The 19247-nt window shown below is 68.0% G+C and carries 19 protein-coding genes; 8 read left to right on the top strand and 11 right to left on the bottom strand.

What is annotated here, in order from left to right; genetic code table 11:
• Window positions 1-141: 141 nt before the first annotated feature.
• Complete coding sequence (locus ACFVV5_RS14840; RefSeq protein ID WP_387245582.1) at window positions 142-2292, bottom strand: S9 family peptidase; 2151 nt, start codon at window positions 2290-2292, stop codon at window positions 142-144.
• Between the two features lie 70 nt (window positions 2293-2362).
• Between ACFVV5_RS14840 and ACFVV5_RS14835 the strand changes: the two genes are divergently transcribed.
• Complete coding sequence (locus ACFVV5_RS14835; RefSeq protein ID WP_387245579.1) at window positions 2363-4069, top strand: alpha-glucosidase; 1707 nt, start codon at window positions 2363-2365, stop codon at window positions 4067-4069.
• A 133-nt stretch (window positions 4070-4202) separates the two neighbouring features.
• Complete coding sequence (locus ACFVV5_RS14830) at window positions 4203-4631, top strand: SRPBCC family protein (RefSeq protein WP_387245576.1); 429 nt, start codon at window positions 4203-4205, stop codon at window positions 4629-4631.
• Between the two features lie 30 nt (window positions 4632-4661).
• On the opposite strand, the gene ACFVV5_RS14825 is transcribed toward ACFVV5_RS14830, so the two are convergent.
• The 3 genes from ACFVV5_RS14825 to ACFVV5_RS14815 all read right to left on the bottom strand — a co-directional run bounded on the left by ACFVV5_RS14825 (window position 4662) and on the right by ACFVV5_RS14815 (window position 8091).
• Window positions 4662-5246: a TetR/AcrR family transcriptional regulator gene (locus ACFVV5_RS14825; RefSeq protein ID WP_387245573.1), complete on the bottom strand. Its 585-nt coding sequence runs from the start codon at window positions 5244-5246 to the stop codon at window positions 4662-4664.
• Between the two features lie 34 nt (window positions 5247-5280).
• Window positions 5281-7554: a transglycosylase domain-containing protein gene (locus ACFVV5_RS14820; RefSeq protein ID WP_387245570.1), complete on the bottom strand. Its 2274-nt coding sequence runs from the start codon at window positions 7552-7554 to the stop codon at window positions 5281-5283.
• 84 nt (window positions 7555-7638) lie between these two features.
• Complete coding sequence (locus tag ACFVV5_RS14815) at window positions 7639-8091, bottom strand: MarR family winged helix-turn-helix transcriptional regulator (protein WP_387245567.1); 453 nt, start codon at window positions 8089-8091, stop codon at window positions 7639-7641.
• A gap of 619 nt (window positions 8092-8710) precedes the next feature.
• Between ACFVV5_RS14815 and ACFVV5_RS14810 the strand changes: the two genes are divergently transcribed.
• From ACFVV5_RS14810 to ACFVV5_RS14800, 3 genes are all read left to right on the top strand, one after another.
• Window positions 8711-9400 carry a PadR family transcriptional regulator gene (locus ACFVV5_RS14810; protein WP_387245564.1) on the top strand — a complete coding sequence of 230 codons (690 nt, stop codon included), beginning with the start codon at window positions 8711-8713 and terminating at the stop codon, window positions 9398-9400.
• A 167-nt stretch (window positions 9401-9567) separates the two neighbouring features.
• Window positions 9568-10575 (top strand): ATP-binding cassette domain-containing protein, encoded by a 1008-nt coding sequence (locus ACFVV5_RS14805; RefSeq protein ID WP_387245561.1) that lies wholly within the window; start codon window positions 9568-9570, stop codon window positions 10573-10575.
• Entirely contained in the window at window positions 10572-11393 is an 822-nt protein-coding gene (locus tag ACFVV5_RS14800) for an ABC transporter permease (protein WP_387245558.1), read from the top strand. Before ACFVV5_RS14805 ends, ACFVV5_RS14800 begins: the two co-directional genes overlap by 4 nt.
• 71 nt (window positions 11394-11464) lie before the next feature.
• Here the strand turns inward: ACFVV5_RS14800 and ACFVV5_RS14795 are convergent, their stop codons facing one another.
• Both ACFVV5_RS14795 and upp read right to left on the bottom strand, forming a co-directional pair.
• Window positions 11465-12208 carry a winged helix-turn-helix domain-containing protein gene (locus tag ACFVV5_RS14795; RefSeq protein ID WP_387245555.1) on the bottom strand — a complete coding sequence of 248 codons (744 nt, stop codon included), beginning with the start codon at window positions 12206-12208 and terminating at the stop codon, window positions 11465-11467.
• Window positions 12209-12670: 462 nt separating this feature from the next.
• The gene (gene upp, locus ACFVV5_RS14790) at window positions 12671-13303 is read right to left on the bottom strand and encodes a uracil phosphoribosyltransferase (protein WP_387245552.1); all 633 of its coding nucleotides are present in this window, start codon (window positions 13301-13303) and stop codon (window positions 12671-12673) included.
• Window positions 13304-13341: 38 nt separating this feature from the next.
• Here upp and tadA point away from each other — a divergent pair, with 38 nt between their 5' ends.
• Window positions 13342-13809, top strand: coding sequence for a tRNA adenosine(34) deaminase TadA (gene tadA / locus ACFVV5_RS14785; RefSeq protein ID WP_387245549.1), 468 nt, complete (start codon window positions 13342-13344; stop codon window positions 13807-13809).
• A gap of 103 nt (window positions 13810-13912) precedes the next feature.
• Here tadA and ACFVV5_RS14780 read toward each other — a convergent pair whose 3' ends face one another.
• A complete protein-coding gene (locus tag ACFVV5_RS14780) occupies window positions 13913-14275 on the bottom strand; it encodes a hypothetical protein (RefSeq protein WP_387245547.1) in 363 nt (120 codons plus the stop codon).
• Window positions 14272-14907 (bottom strand): NAD(P)-dependent oxidoreductase, encoded by a 636-nt coding sequence (locus ACFVV5_RS14775; RefSeq protein WP_387245544.1) that lies wholly within the window; start codon window positions 14905-14907, stop codon window positions 14272-14274. The genes ACFVV5_RS14780 and ACFVV5_RS14775 overlap by 4 nt, the downstream gene beginning before the upstream one ends.
• 85 nt (window positions 14908-14992) lie before the next feature.
• Here ACFVV5_RS14775 and ACFVV5_RS14770 point away from each other — a divergent pair, with 85 nt between their 5' ends.
• Window positions 14993-15574 (top strand): TetR/AcrR family transcriptional regulator, encoded by a 582-nt coding sequence (locus ACFVV5_RS14770; protein ID WP_387245541.1) that lies wholly within the window; start codon window positions 14993-14995, stop codon window positions 15572-15574.
• Here ACFVV5_RS14770 and ACFVV5_RS14765 read toward each other — a convergent pair.
• Both ACFVV5_RS14765 and ACFVV5_RS14760 read right to left on the bottom strand, forming a co-directional pair.
• Window positions 15559-16260, bottom strand: a complete 702-nt coding sequence (locus tag ACFVV5_RS14765) for a glutamine amidotransferase (protein ID WP_387245538.1) — start codon at window positions 16258-16260, stop codon at window positions 15559-15561. The two genes, ACFVV5_RS14770 and ACFVV5_RS14765, sit on opposite strands and share 16 nt — an antisense overlap.
• Window positions 16257-17219, bottom strand: a complete 963-nt coding sequence (locus ACFVV5_RS14760) for a cation diffusion facilitator family transporter (protein WP_387245535.1) — start codon at window positions 17217-17219, stop codon at window positions 16257-16259. Before ACFVV5_RS14760 ends, ACFVV5_RS14765 begins: the two co-directional genes overlap by 4 nt.
• A gap of 22 nt (window positions 17220-17241) precedes the next feature.
• Here ACFVV5_RS14760 and proC point away from each other — a divergent pair, with 22 nt between their 5' ends.
• A complete protein-coding gene (proC, locus tag ACFVV5_RS14755; RefSeq protein ID WP_387245532.1) occupies window positions 17242-18090 on the top strand; it encodes a pyrroline-5-carboxylate reductase in 849 nt (282 codons plus the stop codon).
• 84 nt (window positions 18091-18174) lie between these two features.
• Here the strand turns inward: proC and ACFVV5_RS14750 are convergent, their stop codons facing one another.
• The gene (locus tag ACFVV5_RS14750) at window positions 18175-19143 is read right to left on the bottom strand and encodes a hypothetical protein (RefSeq protein WP_387245529.1); all 969 of its coding nucleotides are present in this window, start codon (window positions 19141-19143) and stop codon (window positions 18175-18177) included.
• Window positions 19144-19247: the final 104 nt, after the last annotated feature.

Here is a 19247-nt window from a genome sequence, read left to right as displayed (position 1 = left end):
GCCCGCGGGGGGGCCCCCCTATTTGTTGTCTTTTTTGTGGGTGTCTTACCCCCAATTTCCCCCCCTTATTTTCAGGACTCGACGACGGGCGGGGCGGGGCGGGGGCGGCGGGGAGGCGGGGCGGGGCGAGCGCGGGGTGCGCTATTCGCCGGTGGGGTGCGCGCCGACGGCGTCGATGAGCCACGCGTACGAGAACGCACGCTCGCGCCAGGCCGAGTACCGGCCGGAGACGCCGCCGTGGCCGGCCGCCATCTCGATCTTGAGCAGAGCATCCGCCCCCACCTCGCGCAGCTTCGCCACCCACTTCGCCGGCTCCACGTAGAGCACGCGGGTGTCGTTCAGGCTGGTCACGGCCAGGATGTGCGGATAGTGCGTCTCGTGCACGTTCTCGAGCGGCGAATACGACTTCATGTACGCGTACACCTCGGGGTCGTGCAGCGGGTCGCCCCACTCGTCCCACTCGATCACCGTCAGCGGCAGCGACGGGTCCAGGATGCTCGTCAGCGGGTCGACGAACGGCACCTCCGCGAGGATCCCCGAGAAGTATCGCGGGGCCAGGTTCGCCACCGCGCCCATCAGCAGACCGCCGGCGCTCCCGCCCTGTGCTGCCAGGCGGTCCGGAGCGGTCCAGCCGGTGTCGATGAGGTGTCGCGCACTGTCCACGAAATCGGTGAACGTGTTCTTCTTGTGCAGCTTCTTGCCGTGCTCATACCAGAGGCGTCCGAGCTCGCCGCCTCCGCGCACGTGGGCGATCGCGAACACGATGCCGCGGTCGAGCAGGCTGAGCCGCGGGATGCCGAACGACGGGTCCATGCTCGCCTCGTACGAACCGTAGCCGTAGAGCACCAGCGGGGCGGGCTCGCCCGGCGTGACCAGATCGCGGCGGTACACGAGCGAGATCGGGATGCGCGTGCCGTCCTTCGCCGTCGCCCACTCCCTCTTCTGCGCGAACAGTGCGGGATCGAACTCGCCGAGCACGGCCTGCTGCTTGAGCATCCGGAGCTCGCGTGTTCGCACGTCGTAGTCGTATACCGTCGAGGGCGTGACGAAGCTGCCGTAGCCCATTCGCAGGGTCGGCTGGGTCCACTCGGGGTTGCCGCCGAGGCCGACGGTGAAGAGCTCCTCGTCGAAGTGCAGCTCGTGGAGGGTGTCGTCGTCCGAACCGGTCTCCTCCGGCACGCACGCGACCGCCAACCGGGTCAGGCCCTCACGCCGGTACTCGACGGCCACGAAGTCGCGGAACGCGTCGACGCTCTCGAGCCGCACCTGCGGGTTGTGGGGAAGCAGCGTGCGCCGCGGCCCTTGGGGATCCTCGGCCGACACGCTCACCAGCTCGAAGTTGACCGCGTCCTGGTTGTGCACGATGAGCAGGCGATCGCGGCCGCCGACCACCGCGTGCTCCACGTCGTATTCGACGCCGTCGCGGCGCGGCCACACGACGGTGAACTCGCCGGTCGGGTCGTCGGAGCGCAGCAGCCAGGTCTCGCTGGTGATGTTGGAGCCCGCCTCGACCACGAGGAAACGACGGCTGCGGGTGAGACCGACGCCGATGAAATAGTGCTCGTCGGGCTCGTGGAACACCTTCGTGTCGGCCGGCGCCGCGTCCGGGTCGGTCGCCGGCGGCTCACCGACCGGATGCCGCCACACGGTGTCGGGTCGCCAGGCATCGTCGACGGTCGTGTAGAAGACGTAGTCGCCGGTCTGGTCGAACAGCGCCCCGGCTGAGGTGCCGGCGATCTCGTCGGGGAACGTCACGCCGTCGTCGACGAGCGACCGGATGCGGATCGTGTACCGCTCGTCGCCCTCGATGTCGACGGCCCAGAGCATCCGGGTCCCGTCGGCGCTGACGTCGAAGCTGCCGAGCGAGTAGAAGTCGTGCCCCTCGGCTTCGACATTGTCGTCGAGCAGGATCTGCTCGCCGGGGAGGCCTTTGTGCTGCGCGTCCTCGGCGAGGGCGGGCGGCTCCCAGTCGTCGGGGCCGCCGATCGGCGCGCGGCAGTGGATGCCGTACTGCTTGCCCTCCACGGTGCGGGTGTAATACCACCAGTCGCCTTCGCGGGTCGGCACGCTCAGGTCGGTCTCGCGGGTGCGGTCCTTGATCTCCTCGAAGATCTGCTCGCGCAGGAGCGACAGATGGTCGGTGCGGGCGTTCGTGTACGCGTTCTCCTCGTGCAGGTGCGCGACGACCGCCGGATCGTCCTTCTCGCGCAGCCACTCGTATTCGTCGATGTAGACGTCATCGTGGTGGATGCGTTCGGTCGGCTGCTTCGGTGTCGTGGGCGGCGTGAGCATGTCCTCAGGCTACCGGCCTGTCGCCCGACACGACCCCGGGGACGAAAGCCGGCGCCGGTAGGGTGAACGGATGAGCGAGAAATGGTGGCACTCGGCCGTCGTCTACCAGATCTATCCGCGCAGCTTCGCCGACTCGACCGGAGACGGCGTCGGCGACCTGCGCGGCATCATCGACCATCTCGACCACCTGGTCGCGCTCGGCGTCGACGTGCTGTGGCTGTCGCCCATCTATGCGAGCCCGCACGACGACAACGGCTACGACATCAGCGACTACCAGGAGATCGACCCCCTGTTCGGCACCTCCGACGACTTCGACGAACTGCTGGCCGGCCTGCACGAGCGCGGCATCAAGCTGGTGATGGATCTCGTCGTCAACCACACATCGGACGAGCATCCGTGGTTCGTCGAGTCGGCGAGCAGCCCCGACAGCCCCAAACGCGACTGGTACTGGTGGCGGCCCCCGCGCGAGGGTACGACCCCTGGCGAGCACAGCGCCGAGCCGAACAACTGGGCGTCGTTCTTCTCGGGCTCGGCCTGGCAGCTCGACCCGGCCAGCGGTGAATACTACCTGCACCTGTTCTCGCGCAAGCAGCCCGACCTCAACTGGGAGAACCCCGAGGTGCGGGATGCGGTCTACGAGATGATGAACTGGTGGCTCGACCGCGGGGTCGACGGCTTCCGGATGGATGTCATCAACCTCATCTCGAAGGTCCCCGAACTGCCCGACGGCGTCGTGGCGCCCGGCCGGCTGTTCGGCGACGGCTACCCGTTCTACGGCCAGGGCCCGCGCATCCACGAGTTCCTGCATGAGATGCACGAGCGCGTGTTCGCCGGCCGTGACGATCGCTACCTCACGGTCGGCGAGATGCCCGGCGTCACGATCGACGAGGCCAAGCTGTTCACGGACCAGGCCCGCAGTGAGCTCGACATGGTGTTCCAGTTCGAGCACGTCGACCTCGACCACGGCCCCGGCGGCAAATGGGATCATCGCAATGCGACCGTGCTCGACCTGAAGGAGTCGTTCGGCCGCTGGCAGGAGGGCTTGGCGGCGGCCGGCTGGAACAGCCTCTACTGGAACAACCACGACCAGCCGAGGGTTGTCAGCCGATTCGGCGACGACCGCCACTACCGCCGCGAGTCCGCCACGGCGCTCGGCACGGTGCTGCATCTTCAGCGCGGCACGCCGTACGTGTACCAGGGCGAAGAGCTCGGGATGACCAACGTGCCGTTCCAGGGGATCGACGACTTCCGCGACATCGAGTCGCTGAACTACTACGCCGAAGCGGTGGGCTCGCTCGGCGCGGCCCCCGGCGACGTGCTCGCGGCGCTGCGCCGCACCGGTCGCGACAACGCCCGGACGCCCATGCAGTGGACGGCGGGTCCCAACGCCGGCTTCAGCACCGGGACCCCGTGGATCGCACCGAACCCGAACTTCACGCAGATCAATGCGGCGGCGGAGCTCGACGATCCGACGTCGGTGTTCGCCTACTACCGCGCGCTGATCGACCTGCGCCATCGTGAGCCGGTGGTGGCCGACGGCACGTTCGAGCTGGTGCTGCGCGAGCATCCGCAGCTCTTCGCGTACACGCGCACGCTCGGCGACCGACAGCTGCTGGTGCTGGTGAACCTCACCGGAGAGCCCGCGCACTACGACCTGCCCGGGGTATCCGAGTGGACCGGCGCGGAGTTCCTGCTCGGCAACCTGGACGACGCGACGCGCTCCGCCGACGGTTCGCTGGCGCCGTGGCAGGCGCTGGTGCTGGCTCGCAACAGCTGAGCCGTATGCCCCGCTGTGGCGCTGCCACGTGGAGCTGTCGCGCTCACTCCGAGCCCGGATGCCCGCCCAGGGCTTGCCTGAACACGGACGCGGTGGTGTGATGGGCGCGCGGGACGAGCGGGGAGGAACGACCATGAGCAGCTATGTGGCGAGGGCCGAGACGGATGTGCGGGCTCCCCGGGCGGCGGTCTGGCGCGTTCTCACCACGAACGGCTCGCATCCGGAGATCCTGTTCGGCGCCGAAGTCGTCTCCGACTGGAGGATCGGGAGCCGGATCGTGTGGCGCGGCGAGTGGGAGGGCAAAGCCTTCGAAGACCACGGGGTGGTCATCGAGCTGGAGGAGCCGGTGCGGATCGTCCTGACGCATTTCAGCCCGCTGAGCGGTCAGCCGGATGTGCCCGAGAACTACCACACGCTCCGCTTCGAGCTGGATGAGACGTCTCAGGGCACGCACATCACTCTCGATCAGGACAACAACCCCACCAAGGAGGCGGCCGAGCATTCGCGCGCCAACTGGGTCGAGATGCTCAACGGCGTGAAGGCCGTGGTGGAGCGCGGCTGACGACCGCTGTCGCGACCGCCGTCGCGACCCTTACTCGCCGAACGCCTCCCGCACGAACGCGTCGACGAACAGGTCGAACGCCTCGGTGGTCTTGCGGTGGTCTTCGGTGAGCAGGTAGCCGAAATGCAGTCCGACCACGGTGTCGCACATCCAGGTCGCGAGCACATGCGCCCGTTCCGCGGCGATGCCACGGCTGCGCAGCCAGGTGTCGACCAGCTCGTACCAGCCGGTGAACGACATGGTGATCCGCTTGCCGATGTCGGGGTCGATCGGCTCGAGCGCTCCCGCCTCGAACTGCAGGCGCAGGCCGGTGCGGTTGGCGTCGCTCAGTGAGGTGCGGAACGCCTCCCGGTACCACGTGGTGAACTGCGCGGTGTCGAACGCGGTGACGTCGACGCCCGCGAGCGTGTCGCGCTGCTGCCGCACGCCCTCTTCGAGGATGGCGTCGATCATCTCCTGGCGGGACCCGAAGTGGTACACGAACGAATAGGTGCTCACACCGAGCGCGCTCGCGAGACTGCGGAACGTCATCCGGGACAGCGGCTCCGTCGCCACATGATCCATGATGCGGCCGAGCAGCTCGGGTTTGCGATTCGGATCAGGTGTGCGTCCCACACGACAACAATAGGCGAGGGATCGTGCGCGGGACCTAGCCGCGGCCGGGCGGCTTCGGGCCCTTGTTGCCGGGCGGGGTCGGTGCGACCGGCTTGGTCGGCTTGGCCGGAGTCGGCGCCTTGGGCGGCGTCGGGCGAGTGATGTACTGGCCGCCCGGGCTCGGGAAGGCGCCGCCGCCGTAGACCGCGTTGAGCGCCGTCGCGATCGGCTTGACGATGGAGAACTTGACGTCGCCGCCGCCGATGCCCTGGAAGCTCTGGCTGCGCAGCGGCACAGCACCGGAGATGTTGCCGACCCAGGTGGCCTGAGCGACCTTGGTGGTCGAGGTCACGAGCCAGTTCTCGAGGGAGTCGTCGGTCGTTCCCGTCTTGCCGAAGATCGGGATGCCGTCGCCCGGGTTCGCGGACGACGCCGTCCCTCCACCCTGCAGGACGCCCTGGAGGGCGAAGATCGCCGCGGCTGCCACCCCCGGGTTGATCGGAGTTCTCGAGCAGACGCTCTTGGGCACCGCGTGGGCGGCGCCATCGGCGTTCACGATCTTGTCGATCGCGATCGCGCTGCAGGCCACTCCGTGATTCGCGATGCCCGCGTATGCCGTGGCCATGGTCAGCGGTGCGATGTAGTTGGTGCCGAGCACCGATGACGGGTTGGCACGGTACGGGTTGGCCTGCTCGTCGGCGCCGTGCACCAGGAGGTCTTGGGCGCGTTGCTTGATGCCGCAGAGGTCGATCTTGGTCGCCATCATGGCGAAGATCGAGTTGATCGACGCCGCCGTCGCGTTCATCACCGTGGTGCGCGAGACCGTCTCGCCCTCGTCATTGGCCACCGGCCAGGGCAGACCGCCGATATCGGCGCACGGCGCGCTTTCATGGAACATCGTCTGCGGGAAGAGGTGCTTCGTCCCGTCGACGGACTCGTAGAGGGAGTGCCCCTCCTGCAGCCACTGGAGCAGGTCGAACGCCTTGTACGACGAACCGGTCTGGAATCCCTCGGAGCCGCCGTAGGAGTAGTCGGTGTTGTAGTTGACCGCGGTCGTCCCCGGCGCCGGAGCGGCGGTGTTGTCGTACGGCTTGTTCTGCACCATCGTGATCACGCGCCCGGTCCCGACCTCGACGGACACGTTGGAGCCACCGAGGTCGAGGTTCGGGTCTTGGGCCGGGATGTAGGAGCTCAGCGTTCGCTGCGCCACCGTCTGCAGGCCCAGGTTGAGCGTGGTGTAGATCTTGAGCCCGCCGCGGTTGAGGAAGCTCGTTCGGTCGTCCGCCGTCTTGCCGAAGATCGCGTTCTGCTCGATGGTGCGCTCGACGAAGTCGCAGAAGAACGCTGCGTTGTACTTCTGCGCGCTCATGCAGCCGTTCTGCATGGTGGAGATCTTGGGGACGACCTTGGTGGCGACGGCCGCATCGCGCTCAGCGGAGGTGATCTTGCCGTTGGCGAGCATCCGGTCGATCACGTAGTTGCGACGCTCGAGCGTGGCCTTGTAGCCGTTGGCCGCGCCGTTGGCCTTGTCGGCCGGCCGGTCGATGCGGAGGTTGTCCGGATTGTTCAGGATGGCGATGAGTGTCGCCGCCTGCGGAAGACTGAGAGCTTTCGCAGAGACGCCGAAGTAGTACTGGGCCGCGGATTGCACTCCGTAGACGCGTCCGCCGAACAGTGCGATGTTCAGGTAGCTCTGCAGGATCTGGTTCTTGGTGTACTGCTTCTCGAGCCCGATCGCGTAGCGCATCTCTTTGAGCTTGCGCACCGGGTCGACCTTGGTGGCGTCGTTGTAACAGGCCTCGTAGATGGCGAGCTGCTTCTTCTGCACCGCGGCCGTGGCGGTGACGTCGGGCTGCTTGTTCTCGCAGCGCTGCACCAGGATGTTCTTGACGTACTGCTGCGTGATGGACGAGCCGCCCTGCACGTCTTTGTGGAGTGCGGTGAGCACGGCGCCGCGGAGGGTGCCGGTCACGTCGACGCCTCCGTGCTCGTAGAAGCGCGGGTCTTCGGTGGCGACGGCGGCGTCTTTGAGATTCTGGGAGATGTCGTCCCACCCGACCTCGACGCGGTTCTGCGAGTAGAACGTGGCGATCGGCACCGGCTTGCCGTTCGAGTTCGCGTACATCGTCGACGCCTGCGCGAGCGGTTCGACCTTGATGTATTCGGGGAGGCCGTCGAAGACTCCGATCGTGGAGTCGGCAGCCGATCCGGTCAGAGCGACCGCCGGCGTCACCGCCGCGGCGGCGAGCACTCCGGCCACTGTGCTCAGAGCGACGAATCCGATGAGCGCCGGGGCCCAGGCCCAGCCTCTGCGTCTCGAAGAATTCATGGCGTCATGATACGCGGCGAAATTGGCTGCAAGCCTCGGCCACGGTCAGCTTGGGGATGATCGGCGCCTGTGGACGGACGACGTTCAGGCTCCGTCGCGGAGCTTGTCGCAGAGCCCGGCGAGCTGCGCGAGCTCGTCCTGGCTGAGCTTGCCGCCGACCCTCTCGGTGATGGTCTTCATGTGCTCGACGGCCACTCGCCGGAACATGTCGTACCCCGCGTCGGTGAGCCGGATGACCGTTCCGCGAGCATCCGACGGCTCAGGGCATTTGGACAGCAGACCGCGCGCGGTGAGCCGATCGACGAGGCGGCTGACGCTGGGTTGCGTGAGCAGGACGTGCTTGTTGAGGTCGCGGAGGCGCAGCTCGCGGTCGGGCTGGCGCGACAGGTTGAACAGGACGTCGTACTCGTTGAACGAGATGTCACGGGTCGGGAACTCGGCGGCGAGGGTGCGCATGACCGCGACCTGGGCGCGGAACAGCGACTCCCAGGCGGAGACGGCGTTGACTCGTGCTTTCACACGCTCTTGGGTGCGCATCCGGGGCCTCCTCGGGTAGGTGATTCTCGATGCATTCGCATCATCCCACTATCGGGCGACACCGGCATCGGTGCAGACACGGAGCGCCGCAACGAGCGCTGGGCTCGCGCCCGTATGCGCGCCCGTGTGCGCCCCCGTGTGCGCCCCGCTGTCGAGTCCGGACTTGCTGGGTCGAAACGGCCGCGTTCGACCCAACAAGTCCGGACTCGATTGCAGAGCGGATGCGGATGCGGTGGGCGGCGGATGCGCGCGCGGCGGCGGCGGGCGCCTGAGGAGCGCGGGAGCGGAGGCGCGGGGAGGGCGGTGACGGCACCCGGCGCTTAAGAGTTTGAGGGCCGGCCGCAGAGGCTAGCGGCCGGCCCTCTCCCTTGCACCAAGAGTGTCCTGCAATCACATTCCGCGTTGGCTGCCACAGCAAACAACTAACGCTCTTGAACTATATAACGAAGAGGTAACGGCCGCTAGTTACCTGTTCGTTATTTTTGCTGCGAGTTTTCTTTGTGCCTGTCAGCAACCGCCTATCACTCTGAGCGAGCCGCTCTCGGCCCCTGAGCGAGCCGCTCTTGACGCACTACTCGAAACAGAATACTCTGAGTGAAGTATTCGAGGAGGTGATGAGATGGCCCTAGCGAATCCGGCCAAGCGAGCGGTGGCGAATCCGCTCGCGCTCGCGGTGCTCTCGTGCCTGTGGGAACGCCCGATGTATCCGTACGAGATGACCAGCTCCATGCGCGAGCGCGGCAAAGAAGACAGCATCCGCCTCAACTTCGGCTCCCTCTACGCCGTCATCAAGTCCCTCGAGAAGCACGGTCTCATCGCCGTCGCCCAGACCGAGCGCGAAGGCAACCGGCCCGAGCGCATCGTCTACGAGATCACCGACGCGGGCCGTCGCGAAGCCGACGACTGGCTCCGCGAGCTCATCGAGAAGCCGGTGAAGGAATACCCGGCGGTCGAGACCGGGCTGTCGCTCCTCGCGATGCTTCCGCCCGCGGCAGCCGTCGAGCTGCTGCAGAAGCGCGTCGTGCTGCTCGACGCCGAGATCGCCGAACGCGAGCGGATGCTCGAGGGCGAGGCCGCCGACGTGCCGGAGCTCTTCATGGTCGAGTTCCACTACAAGCAGGCGATGCTCACCGCCGAGCGCGCGTACATCGTGGGACTCGCCGAGCGCATCCTCGACCGGGCGATCGGCGGAATCGAGATGTGGGAGGGGCTGCACGAGCTCCTCGGCCAAGGACTCAGCATGGCCGACATTCAGAGACGGGTGTCGGCCGGCGACTTCGGGCAGGAGGTGGCCGACCTGCTGAGCTGATGCACCGAACAGAACCGAACAGAAGTGATGGCCGGAGAGCGGCAACTCTCCGGCCATCCAAACCCCAGTCGTTCCGTGAGGAACCTGCGTCAACAGTCACCGAGGGTCCATACACATGGTACTGCGCGGCTCCGCACGGACGGCTTTCCACCAGAAAGGGAGCCACCGTGGCTACTGAATTCCCGTCCGCGCTCGTTGCGGACGACCTCGTCAAGACCTACCGGACGGGCCGGGGCAAGCCGAGCGTCCGCGCCCTCGACGGCCTCAGCTTCGCGGCTGAGACCGGAACCGTCTTCGGGCTGCTCGGGCCCAACGGCGCCGGCAAGTCCACCACCATCAAGATCCTCTCCACCCTCGCCCGGGCCGACTCGGGCCGAGCGCTCGTGGCCGGGATCGACGTGGCCCGGCATCCGGCCCGTGTGCGCCGTGCGATCGGCTTCGTCGCCCAGAAGTCCGTGGCCGACCCGATGGACACCGGGGTCGAGAACCTCGTGCTCGCCGGGCGGCTGCAAGGGCTGACGGCACGCGATGCGCACGCACGTGCATCCGATCTGCTCGATCGGTTCGGGCTCACCGAGCACGCGAAACGTCAGGTCAAGACGTACTCCGGCGGCATGGCGCGCAAACTCGATGTGGCGATCGGGCTGATGCACCGGCCCGAAGCGCTGTTCCTCGACGAGCCCACCACCGGGCTCGACCCCGAGGCGCGCGCCGAGCTCTGGGCCGAGATCGAGCGGATGACGCGGCACGAGAACATGACCGTGCTGCTGACCACGCACTACCTCGAGGAGGCCGACCGCCTCGCCAAACGACTGGCGATCGTCGACCACGGCACCGTCGTCGCCGGCGGCACACCGGAGGAGCTCAAGAACGATCTGCGCGGCGACGCCGTGATCGTCGAGCTCACGGGTGACAGCGACCCGTTCGTCGCGCTCGCCGCCCTTCAGCGAGTGGATGCTCTGCACGAGGTCGGCGGTGACGGCCGCACCCTGCGCGCCCGCGCCGACAACGGAGCGTCGACACTGCCGCTCGCCCTCGCCGCCCTGGAGACCGCCGGCGTCGCGGTCGCCTCGGCCACCGTCGCCCGGCCCAGCCTCGACGACGTGTACCTGCGGCACACCGGCCGCACCCTCACGAAAGCCCAGGAGAACGTCGCATTGGAGAACGCATCATGACCGCCATCGCTTCGGGCACGATCGCCCGCACGACCTCTGCGCCGACCTTCCTCACCCACACGGCGATCCTCACCGCACGGCAGCTGCGCGCCGCCTGGCGCATGCCGGCGTTCCTGGTGATGAACCTTATCCAGCCGATCATCTGGCTGCTGCTCTTCGGGCAGCTGTTCAAGGCGGTGATCGAGATCCCCGGGTTCGGGAACGGCCAGAGCTACCTGGAGTTCCTCACGCCCGGGATCGTGATGATGATGGCGCTGTTCGGCAGCGCATGGTCGGGGACGGTGTACATCCAGGACATGCAGCGCGGCGTGATGGACCGGTTCCTCACCTCGCCGACGAATCGCGCGGCGCTCATCGTCTCGACGCTCGTATACCAGTCGCTCCTCGCGATCGGCCAGTCCCTGGTCGTGGTCGGGATCGCCTACTGGGCGGGAGCGAGGTTCGAGGGCGGCCTGGTGGGCATCCTGCTGCTGCTGCTCGCGGTCGTGCTGCTCACTGCGGTGTTCTGCTCGCTGTCGAACGCGGTCGCGCTGCTCGCCCGGGATCAGACCGCTCTGATCGGGATCTCGCAGATCATCACGCTTCCGCTGATGTTCCTGAGCTCGGCGATCATGAACACGAAGCTGTCTCCCGAGTGGGTGCAGAACGTGGCCGCCTACAACCCGTTCGAGTGGGCGGTGATCGTCGGGCGGCAGGCGCTCAGCCCGAACCCCGACTGGGCGACCCTCTGGGTCCACGTCGGCCTGCTGGCGGCACTCACCGTGGTGATGGCAGCGCTGGCGACGAGCGCCTTCCGCGCCTACCAGCGCAGCGCCTGATCCGACCGTCGAGGGGTGTCGAACGCAGCCGAAACACGATGTCTCGGCTGCGTCAGGCACCCCTCAACGGCTTAGAAGAGGTCGGGGGAGGGGGCGCTCGCGTGACGGATGGAGACGTCGGCGTGGCGGTCGAAGCGGTAGCCGACGCCGCGAACCGTGCGCACGATGTCCTCGTAGCGGCCGAGCTTGGCGCGCAGGCGCCGCACGTGCACGTCGATGGTGCGCTCGTTCGGCGCCTCGTCGTCGGCCGCTCCCCACAGCGACGTGATCAGCTCGGCGCGCTCGATGGTTCGGCCCTCGCGCAGCACGAGGTACTGCAGCAGTTCGAACTCCTTGTAGGTGAGGGCGGCGGTCTGGTTGTCGAGAATGAGGCGCTTGCGCGAGATGTCGACGACGACGCCGCCGGAGGCGCGGTCCTCGTCCTCGTCGACCGCACCCGAGTGACGGTGCTTGGCGATCGCGGCGGGGTCCTGCAACGCGAGGCGGACGACGTCCACGTCGCGTCCGCCGGCCCCCTCGGGAGCCAGGGCGACAGCCGCATACGTCTCGGCCGCGGGTGCGATCTCGGCGGTGAGGCGCTTCAGCGCCTCCACGATGCGGCCGAGGTCGGTGCCGGCGGCGGCGGCCTTCGCCTCGTCGATTCCGACGTAGAGCACGAAACCGCGGGCTTCGGTGCCGTTCGGCACAGCGCGGATCTGAGTGGCCGGCGCTGGAGCGGCGGCGGGGACCGGCGCAGCGACGGGTGCGGCCGGCGCCGGAGCGGCGGCGAGGTGACGGCTGGGGGCGAAAGCGGTGTCGACGGTTGCCAGAGACATGGGATGAAGTCCTTTGTGATGATGCGTGGAATCCGCTGCCGCCGATGTCGGCGTTCCCGTGTGCCCCGGATGGTCCGGTGCCAGAAGAGTGGTGACGGGATGCGAGGATTCGCGAATTGTGTCGGGCCTCAGAACGGCCAGTGTGCGGATGCGTGAGTGTGGCGCATCCGGGGAGCCAGTGGTCTCGCCCGACTCAGTGGGTCGGGGGCCGGCAGGCTCGGCGAAGGGTCGTCAGATCAGCGACACATTCGGCAACACATGACCGAGTCGCGGCCGGGCATCATCATGCCGGCATCCCCAGGGGCCTCGAAGGAGGTCAGGGTACGCGAGTTGTCAGTCATGGTCGCAAGTTAACCGAACAGTGACGCGCCGTGTCAAATCATTACGTAATGTTTCGAGCGCGCATTCAGCGAAACGGTGCCGGTCGGCGGGCGCCGGGCCGGGCATCCGGATGCTCTGGAGTCAGACCGTGCCGTAGAGGCGGTCGCCCGCGTCGCCGAGTCCGGGCACGATGTAGCCGTTCTCGTTGAGTCGCTCGTCGAGTGCGCCGAGGACGATCGTGACATCGCGGCCCTCGGTGGCCTTCTCGAGGGCGGCGATGCCTTCGGGAGCGGCGAGGATGCAGATGGCGGTGACGTCGACGGCGCCGCGCTTGAAGAGGAACTCGATGGCCGTGCCCAGTGAACCGCCGGTGGCGAGCATCGGGTCGAGCACGAAGCACTGGCGGTCGGAGAGGTCTTCGGGAAGCCGTTCGGCGTACGTCGTCGGCTCGAGGGTCTCCTCGTTGCGGACCATCCCCAGGAAGCCGACCTCGGCCGTGGGCATGAGGCGCACCATCCCTTCGAGCATCCCGAGCCCGGCGCGCAGGATGGGGACGACCAGCGGCCGCGGCTTGCTCAACGTCACGCCGGTGGTCGTGGTGACGGGGGTCTCGATCTCGACGGGCTCGACGCGCACGTTGCGGGTCGCCTCGTAGGCGAGCAGCGTCACCAGCTCCTCCGTCAGGGCGCGGAACACAGGAGACGGGGTCTCTTTGTTGCGCAGCACCGTCAGCTTGTGGGTGATGAGAGGGTGGTCGGCAACGTGAACGCGCATAGGCTCAAGGGTACCCAACATCTTGTCTGGAGCCCGACGTGAGTTTGCCCGTACCCGCCGAGTACGACGAGTGGATGCGCCGCGCCATCGCCGACGCACGACTCGCGTTCGGCACGGGGGACGTGCCGGTGGCGGCGCTGGTGCTCGACCAGACCGGCGCCGTGATCGGGACGGGACGCAATGAGCGGGAGGTCCGCCACGACCCGACCGCCCACGCGGAGGTGCTCGCGCTGCGCGAGGCGGCGGCGTCGCGCAACGATTGGCACCTCGAAGGATGCACGCTCGTCGTCACGCTCGAACCGTGCGTCATGTGCGCGGGGGCGGTGCTGGCCGCCCGGGTTCCGCGGGTCGTCTTCGGGGCGTGGGACGAGAAGGCGGGGGCGGCCGGATCCGTGTACGACGTGCTGCGCGACCAGCGCCTGAACCACCGGGTGGAGGTCTACGCGGGCGTGCTGGCCGAGGACTGCGCCGAGCTGCTGCTCGACTTCTTCCGCGCCAAGCGCTGAGCTGGTCCCCGTCATCGAGTCCTGACGTGATGGGTCGAAATCGTGCGCAAAGACCCATCAAGTCAGGACTCGACCGTGTCGAGTGTCGGGAGGGCGGTGAGGCTCAGGTCCAGACGACGGCGACGACGACGTTCGCGATGGCCAGCCAGCCGGCCGTGAGCAGGTAGGGACGTGCGCCGGCGCCGCGACGCCGGCGCAGCATCCCGAGCACGACGACGACGAGCACCACGATCGCGACGAGCAGCTTGACGAGCATCTTGAGGTCGTCGACGGGCAGGCCTTCGAATCGGCGGGCGCCGATGAGGAGCCCGCCGCTCACCACCTGCACGATGGAGCCCACCAGCATCGTCGTGAACGAGATCGCCCCTTTCGCGCGCAGCTGGAAGATGAAGGGGCCGATGACTGCGGCCAGCCCGACGAAGTGCGTGATCAGCAGCACGAGCCGCGCGACCTCCCAGCCGCTCATGACGCCACCGACACGATCGACCGGATGCTCTGCGGATCTTCGAGGAGGTCGACGACGGCATCGGCCAGGTCGCCGCGCGCGATCGAGAGCCCACCGGTGACGTTCTTCACCGCGCGCGAGCGGTAGTGCCCCGTTCGCGGCTTGTCGGTCAGCCGCGGGGGCCGCACGATGGTCCAGTCGGCGTCACTCGCGGTGAGGACGTCTTCGGCGGCCCGCAGATCGCGGAACGGCTCGCGCAGCACCCGCTGCACGATGGGCTTGAGCACCAGTCGGGTGAAGGGGTCGTCGCCCGCGGTCGTGATACCGCTCGCGCTCACGGCGAGGATGCGAGGGACGCCGGCCTCGCGTGCGGCTTCGATGGTGTTCCGGATGCCCAGCTCACGCAGCGAGGTCGGCTGTCGTGCGCTTTCGGGGCCGACCGAGAAGACGACGGCGTCGCACCCTCGGAGGGCGAAGACCAGCGATGCCCGGTCGGTGACATCGGCTTGCGCGATCTCGATGGGGGCGGACGTGAGCCGGTCGAGCTTGGCGGGCGTGCGGACGACGGCGGTCACGTCGTGGCCGCGGGCGGTGGCGCGTTCGACGACCTGGATCCCGGTTCCACCGCTCGCGCCGATGATGGCGATTCGCATGGGCAGCCTTCTCTCAAGTGGGTGAGTGAGCACTTACTAACCACCACTGTAGGGTTAGTGGGCACTTACTTGTCAAGGAGAGAAGATGAACGCGCGCGAGAAGATCCTGGACGCAGCGTTCACCGTGATGCACGAGCGCGGACTCGCGGCGACGACGACCAAGGAGATCGCGCGCGCGGCCGGCTACTCGGAGGCGACCCTCTACAAGTACTTCGACGACAAACAGGATCTGTTCATCCGAGTGCTCGCGGAGAAGATGCCGCTGTTCTCCGATCCGGAGACGCTGGTGGGCACGGCGACCGTCCGCAGCAACCTCGAAGACCTCACCGCCCAGCTGATGCGGTTCTACGTGCGCAGCTTCCCGATCGCGGCCTCGGTGTTCAGCGCACCCCCGCTTCTCGAGGCGCTCCGGGCGGGAACGCGCGCACGGCAGACCGGGCCGCACACGCCCATCCTGTCGCTCGCGCGCTACCTGGAAGGCGAGCAGGCGGTCGGCCGCCTGCCGGTCGAAGTCGACTGCACCGCGACCGCCCAGCTACTGGCCGGTGCCGCGATGCAGCAGGCGTTCCTGGCGGCGTTCGACGGGCTCGACGAGGTTCCGGCCGTCACGAAGCGGGCGCAAGCATTGGTCGCCGCCGTGTACCCGTCCGGTCACGCCGGCAGCTGAGACAGCCACTCCGAGAAGGCGCGGCGGGAGGCCTCCTGCATGCCGGCCGAATACGCTGCGCGATCCTCTCGCAGAGCATCCGGATCGAGCGCGTGCTCGTCGAGCTCGTTGTAGCCCTCGGCCACCCACTGCTCGTGCATCTCGTCGGTGACCTCGGGGTGGAACTGCACTGCGAGCGCGAAGTCGCCGATCGCGAACGCCTCATTGGAGTAGTCGCTCGACGACGCCAGCAAGGTGGCCCGCTCGGGCAGCTCGAACGTGTCGCCGTGCCACTCGACGACGGGCACCCCGCCGAAATGCCGGATCGGGGAGGCCGCTCCCGCCTCGGTCGGCTCGACGCGGCGGAAGCCGATCTGCATCGAGTCGCCCTTGTAGACGCGCTCGCCGAGGGCGCCGGCCATCAGCTGGGCGCCGAGGCACACGCCGAGGGTCGGCCGCTCGGCGTCGAGGCGCTCGCGCAGGAAGGCGCGCTCGGCCTTCAGAAAGGGGAACTCGTCCGTCTGGTATGCGCCCATCTCGCCGCCGAGCACGACGACGAGGTCGGCGGCATCCGGGTCGATCGCCGTGACGTCCTCGGTCGTGACGTCGACGATGCGCAGGTCGTACCCGTGCTCGCGCAGGACGGGCTCGATGTTGCCCAGGTGGATGCTCGGATCGTGCTGCAGCACGACGGCGGTGCGGGTCACTCCAGACCCTTGATGACGATGGTGTCGGTGGCCGGGTGCTTCTCGTTCGGGTCGATCCAGACATCCGGTTCGATGTAGATGACGCGGGCTGCCGGAACGGCGTCGCGGATGCGGCGCTCGACGGTGTCGATCGCGGCGGCGACGTCGGCGAGACGGTGCTCGCCCGAGACGGCCAACTTCGCGCCGACGAGGAGCTCGTCCGGGCCCAGGTACAGGGTCTTCATGTGGATGATGCGCTCGACCTCGGGGCCGGCCAGGATGGCCTGCTCGATCGCTGCGACATCCACCTCGCTCGCGCCCTCGCCGACCAGGAGGCTCTTGGTCTCCATGCCCAGGATGATCGCGACGACGATCAGCAGCAGGCCGATGAGCAGGGTGCCGATGGCATCCCACACGCCGTTGTGCGTGATGACCGTCAGCCCGACGCCGAAGAACGCGAACACCAGACCGATGAGGGCGGCCACGTCTTCGAGCAGCACGACCGGAAGCTCGGGCGCCTTCGCGCGGCGGATGAACTGCGGCCACGTCATCCCGATCTTGTGCGGACGCGACTCGTGGATGGCGGTGCGCAGGGAGAACGACTCGAGGCAGATCGCGATCACGAGCACGAGGATCGGCAGCCACCAGTTCTCGAGCGGATGCGGGTGGGTCAGCTTCTCGACGCCCTCATAGAGGGAGAAGACGCCGCCGACGGAGAACAGGATGATCGACACGACGAAGGCGTACACGTAGCGTTCGCGGCCGTAGCCGAACGGATGCTCGCTGTCGGCCTTCTTCTTGGCCTGCCGCCCTCCGATCAGGAGCAGCAGCTGATTGCCCGAGTCGGCGAGCGAGTGGACGCCTTCGGCGAGCATCGAGGACGAACCGGAAAACGCCCACGCGATGAACTTGGTGGCCGCGATACCGAGGTTGGCGGCGAAGGCCGCGATGATCGCCCTGGTCCCACCCGATGCACTCATGCTCTCATCCTAGGATGGCCGCATGACCGACACGAAGAATGTCACGCTGCCGACGATCGCCCTCCTCGGTGCAGGCTCGATGGGCCGCGCGATCCTCAGCGGACTGGTCGCCCCCGGCGTCACTGTCGACGGCGGGATCCGCGTCACCAACCGCTCGGATGCCCGCGCGGCCGAGCTCGCCTCGACGCCCGGGGTCACCGCGTACGCCACCGAATCGCGCCCTGATGCGAACCGCGCCGCCGTGGACGGAGCCGAGATCGTGCTCGTCGCCGTGAAGCCGGCGATGGTTCCCGATCTGCTCCGCGAGATCGCGGCATCCCTCTCGCCCGGAGCTGTCGTGGTGAGCGTCGCCGCCGGTGTCACCACGGCCACGTTCGAGTCGCTCCTGCCCGAGACGGTGACGGTCGTGCGCTCGATGCCCAACACGCCGGCCATCGTCGGCAAGGCGGTCACCGGGATCAGCCCGGGCAGCCGCGCCGAGCCCGACGACCTGAACCTGGTGCGCTCGCTGTTCGAGACCGTCGGCGAGGTCGTCGAGGTGCCCGAGTCGCAGCTGGATGCTCTGAGCACGATCTCGGGCTCGGGCCCGGCCTACGTCTTCTACCTGATCGAGCAGCTCACCGCCGCGGCGATCGGCAAAGGCTTCACGCCGGAGCAGGCGGCGCAACTGGTGAACGGAACCTTCCTCGGCGCATCCGAACTGCTCGTCTCGTCGGGTGAGGACCCGGCCGAGCTCCGCCGCCGCGTCACCAGCCCCGGCGGGACCACCGAGCGAGCGGTCACGGTGCTCGAGTCGGCCGGCCTCGCCGCGCTGTTCGCGCGCGCGACCGACGCGGCGCTCGCCCGCGCGCGCGAGCTCGCCGAGTCCTGAGCGCCGCGCTGCGCGCGCCGCGCCCAGCCCCCGCACTCGAGTCCTGAGTTGTTGGGTCGAATCCCGTCTTTTCGACCCAACAACTCAGGACTCGATGCCGAATCGGGCGGGCGCGGTGGATCGCAGGAGAGCGCGGCGCACGTACAGCACCGCGCGCGAACTCCTCGGAGCCACATCCGCCGACGTGAGGAAGATCGTGTTCCAGCCGGCGTGGGCGAGGCGTTCGCGCCGCGTCATGTCTTCCTCGTACGTCTTGCGCTGCGTGCGGTGGTGATCGCCCAGGTATTCGATCGCCACCCGCTGGTCCGGGTACGCGAGATCGACCATCGCGACGAACTGCCCTTCAGCGAAGACGCGGTGGTTCAGGTGAGGCTCGGGCAGGCCGGCCTGGATCAGTTCGACCCGCAACCGCGACTCCTGCGGCGAAAGAGAGTTCGAGCGCACAAGTTCCAGTGCGCGCCGCAGCTCGCGTACGCCCCGCCGACGACCGTGACGGTGCACCGCTCGCTCGAGATCGACGACTGCGGTTGAGCTCGGTATTCCTGAATACGCTTCGTCACCGCCGACGATGAAATCGCCGATCGCGACGAGCGAAGCGAGGTCGAGTCGCGCGGAGAGTTGGGCCCACGTGTCCTGCGGCGAGAGGCACGGCAGTCCGTGGACCCAAGTGATGCGGTGGCCGGCCGGCTGAAGCTCGTGCGGAACGACGCCGCGCATCTGGGGCGGCTTTTGAGGTGCGAACACGCTCACGTGCACCGCGTCGGGCTGCCGTCGGCGTCTGATCGGAAGTCCATGCAGGAGAGCAGACGAGTCGTGGCTGAAGAATTGTCCCTCGACCATACGTGCGCCGTACGCGCGGCACAGTGACAAATGATCGTCGAGGTCGGCATCCACAGTGCGCACGCCCCTGAACGGGCGTTGCAGATCTCGTCGATACAGCCGGTCGTGCGCGACGCCCGCTGCGCGAGCCTCCGCGTAGGTGAATCCTGATGCCGCGAGCGGCGCCCCCAATGGCCTTGGCTTTCGCATCCCTCCATCGTCGCGCGTCAGCATCCTGCGTGGAGGTTTTCCACAGCCCTGCGCTGGAGCCCGGACTTGGGCGGAGTGTAGTGGCGGGTTGGAGCGACGGACTGCGTGCGGGCGAGTTGGGGGGAGTG

Source organism: Leifsonia sp. NPDC058248 (assembly GCF_042881905.1).
GTDB lineage: Bacteria > Actinomycetota > Actinomycetes > Actinomycetales > Microbacteriaceae > Leifsonia.
This window is presented reverse-complemented; position numbering and strand designations above follow the sequence as displayed.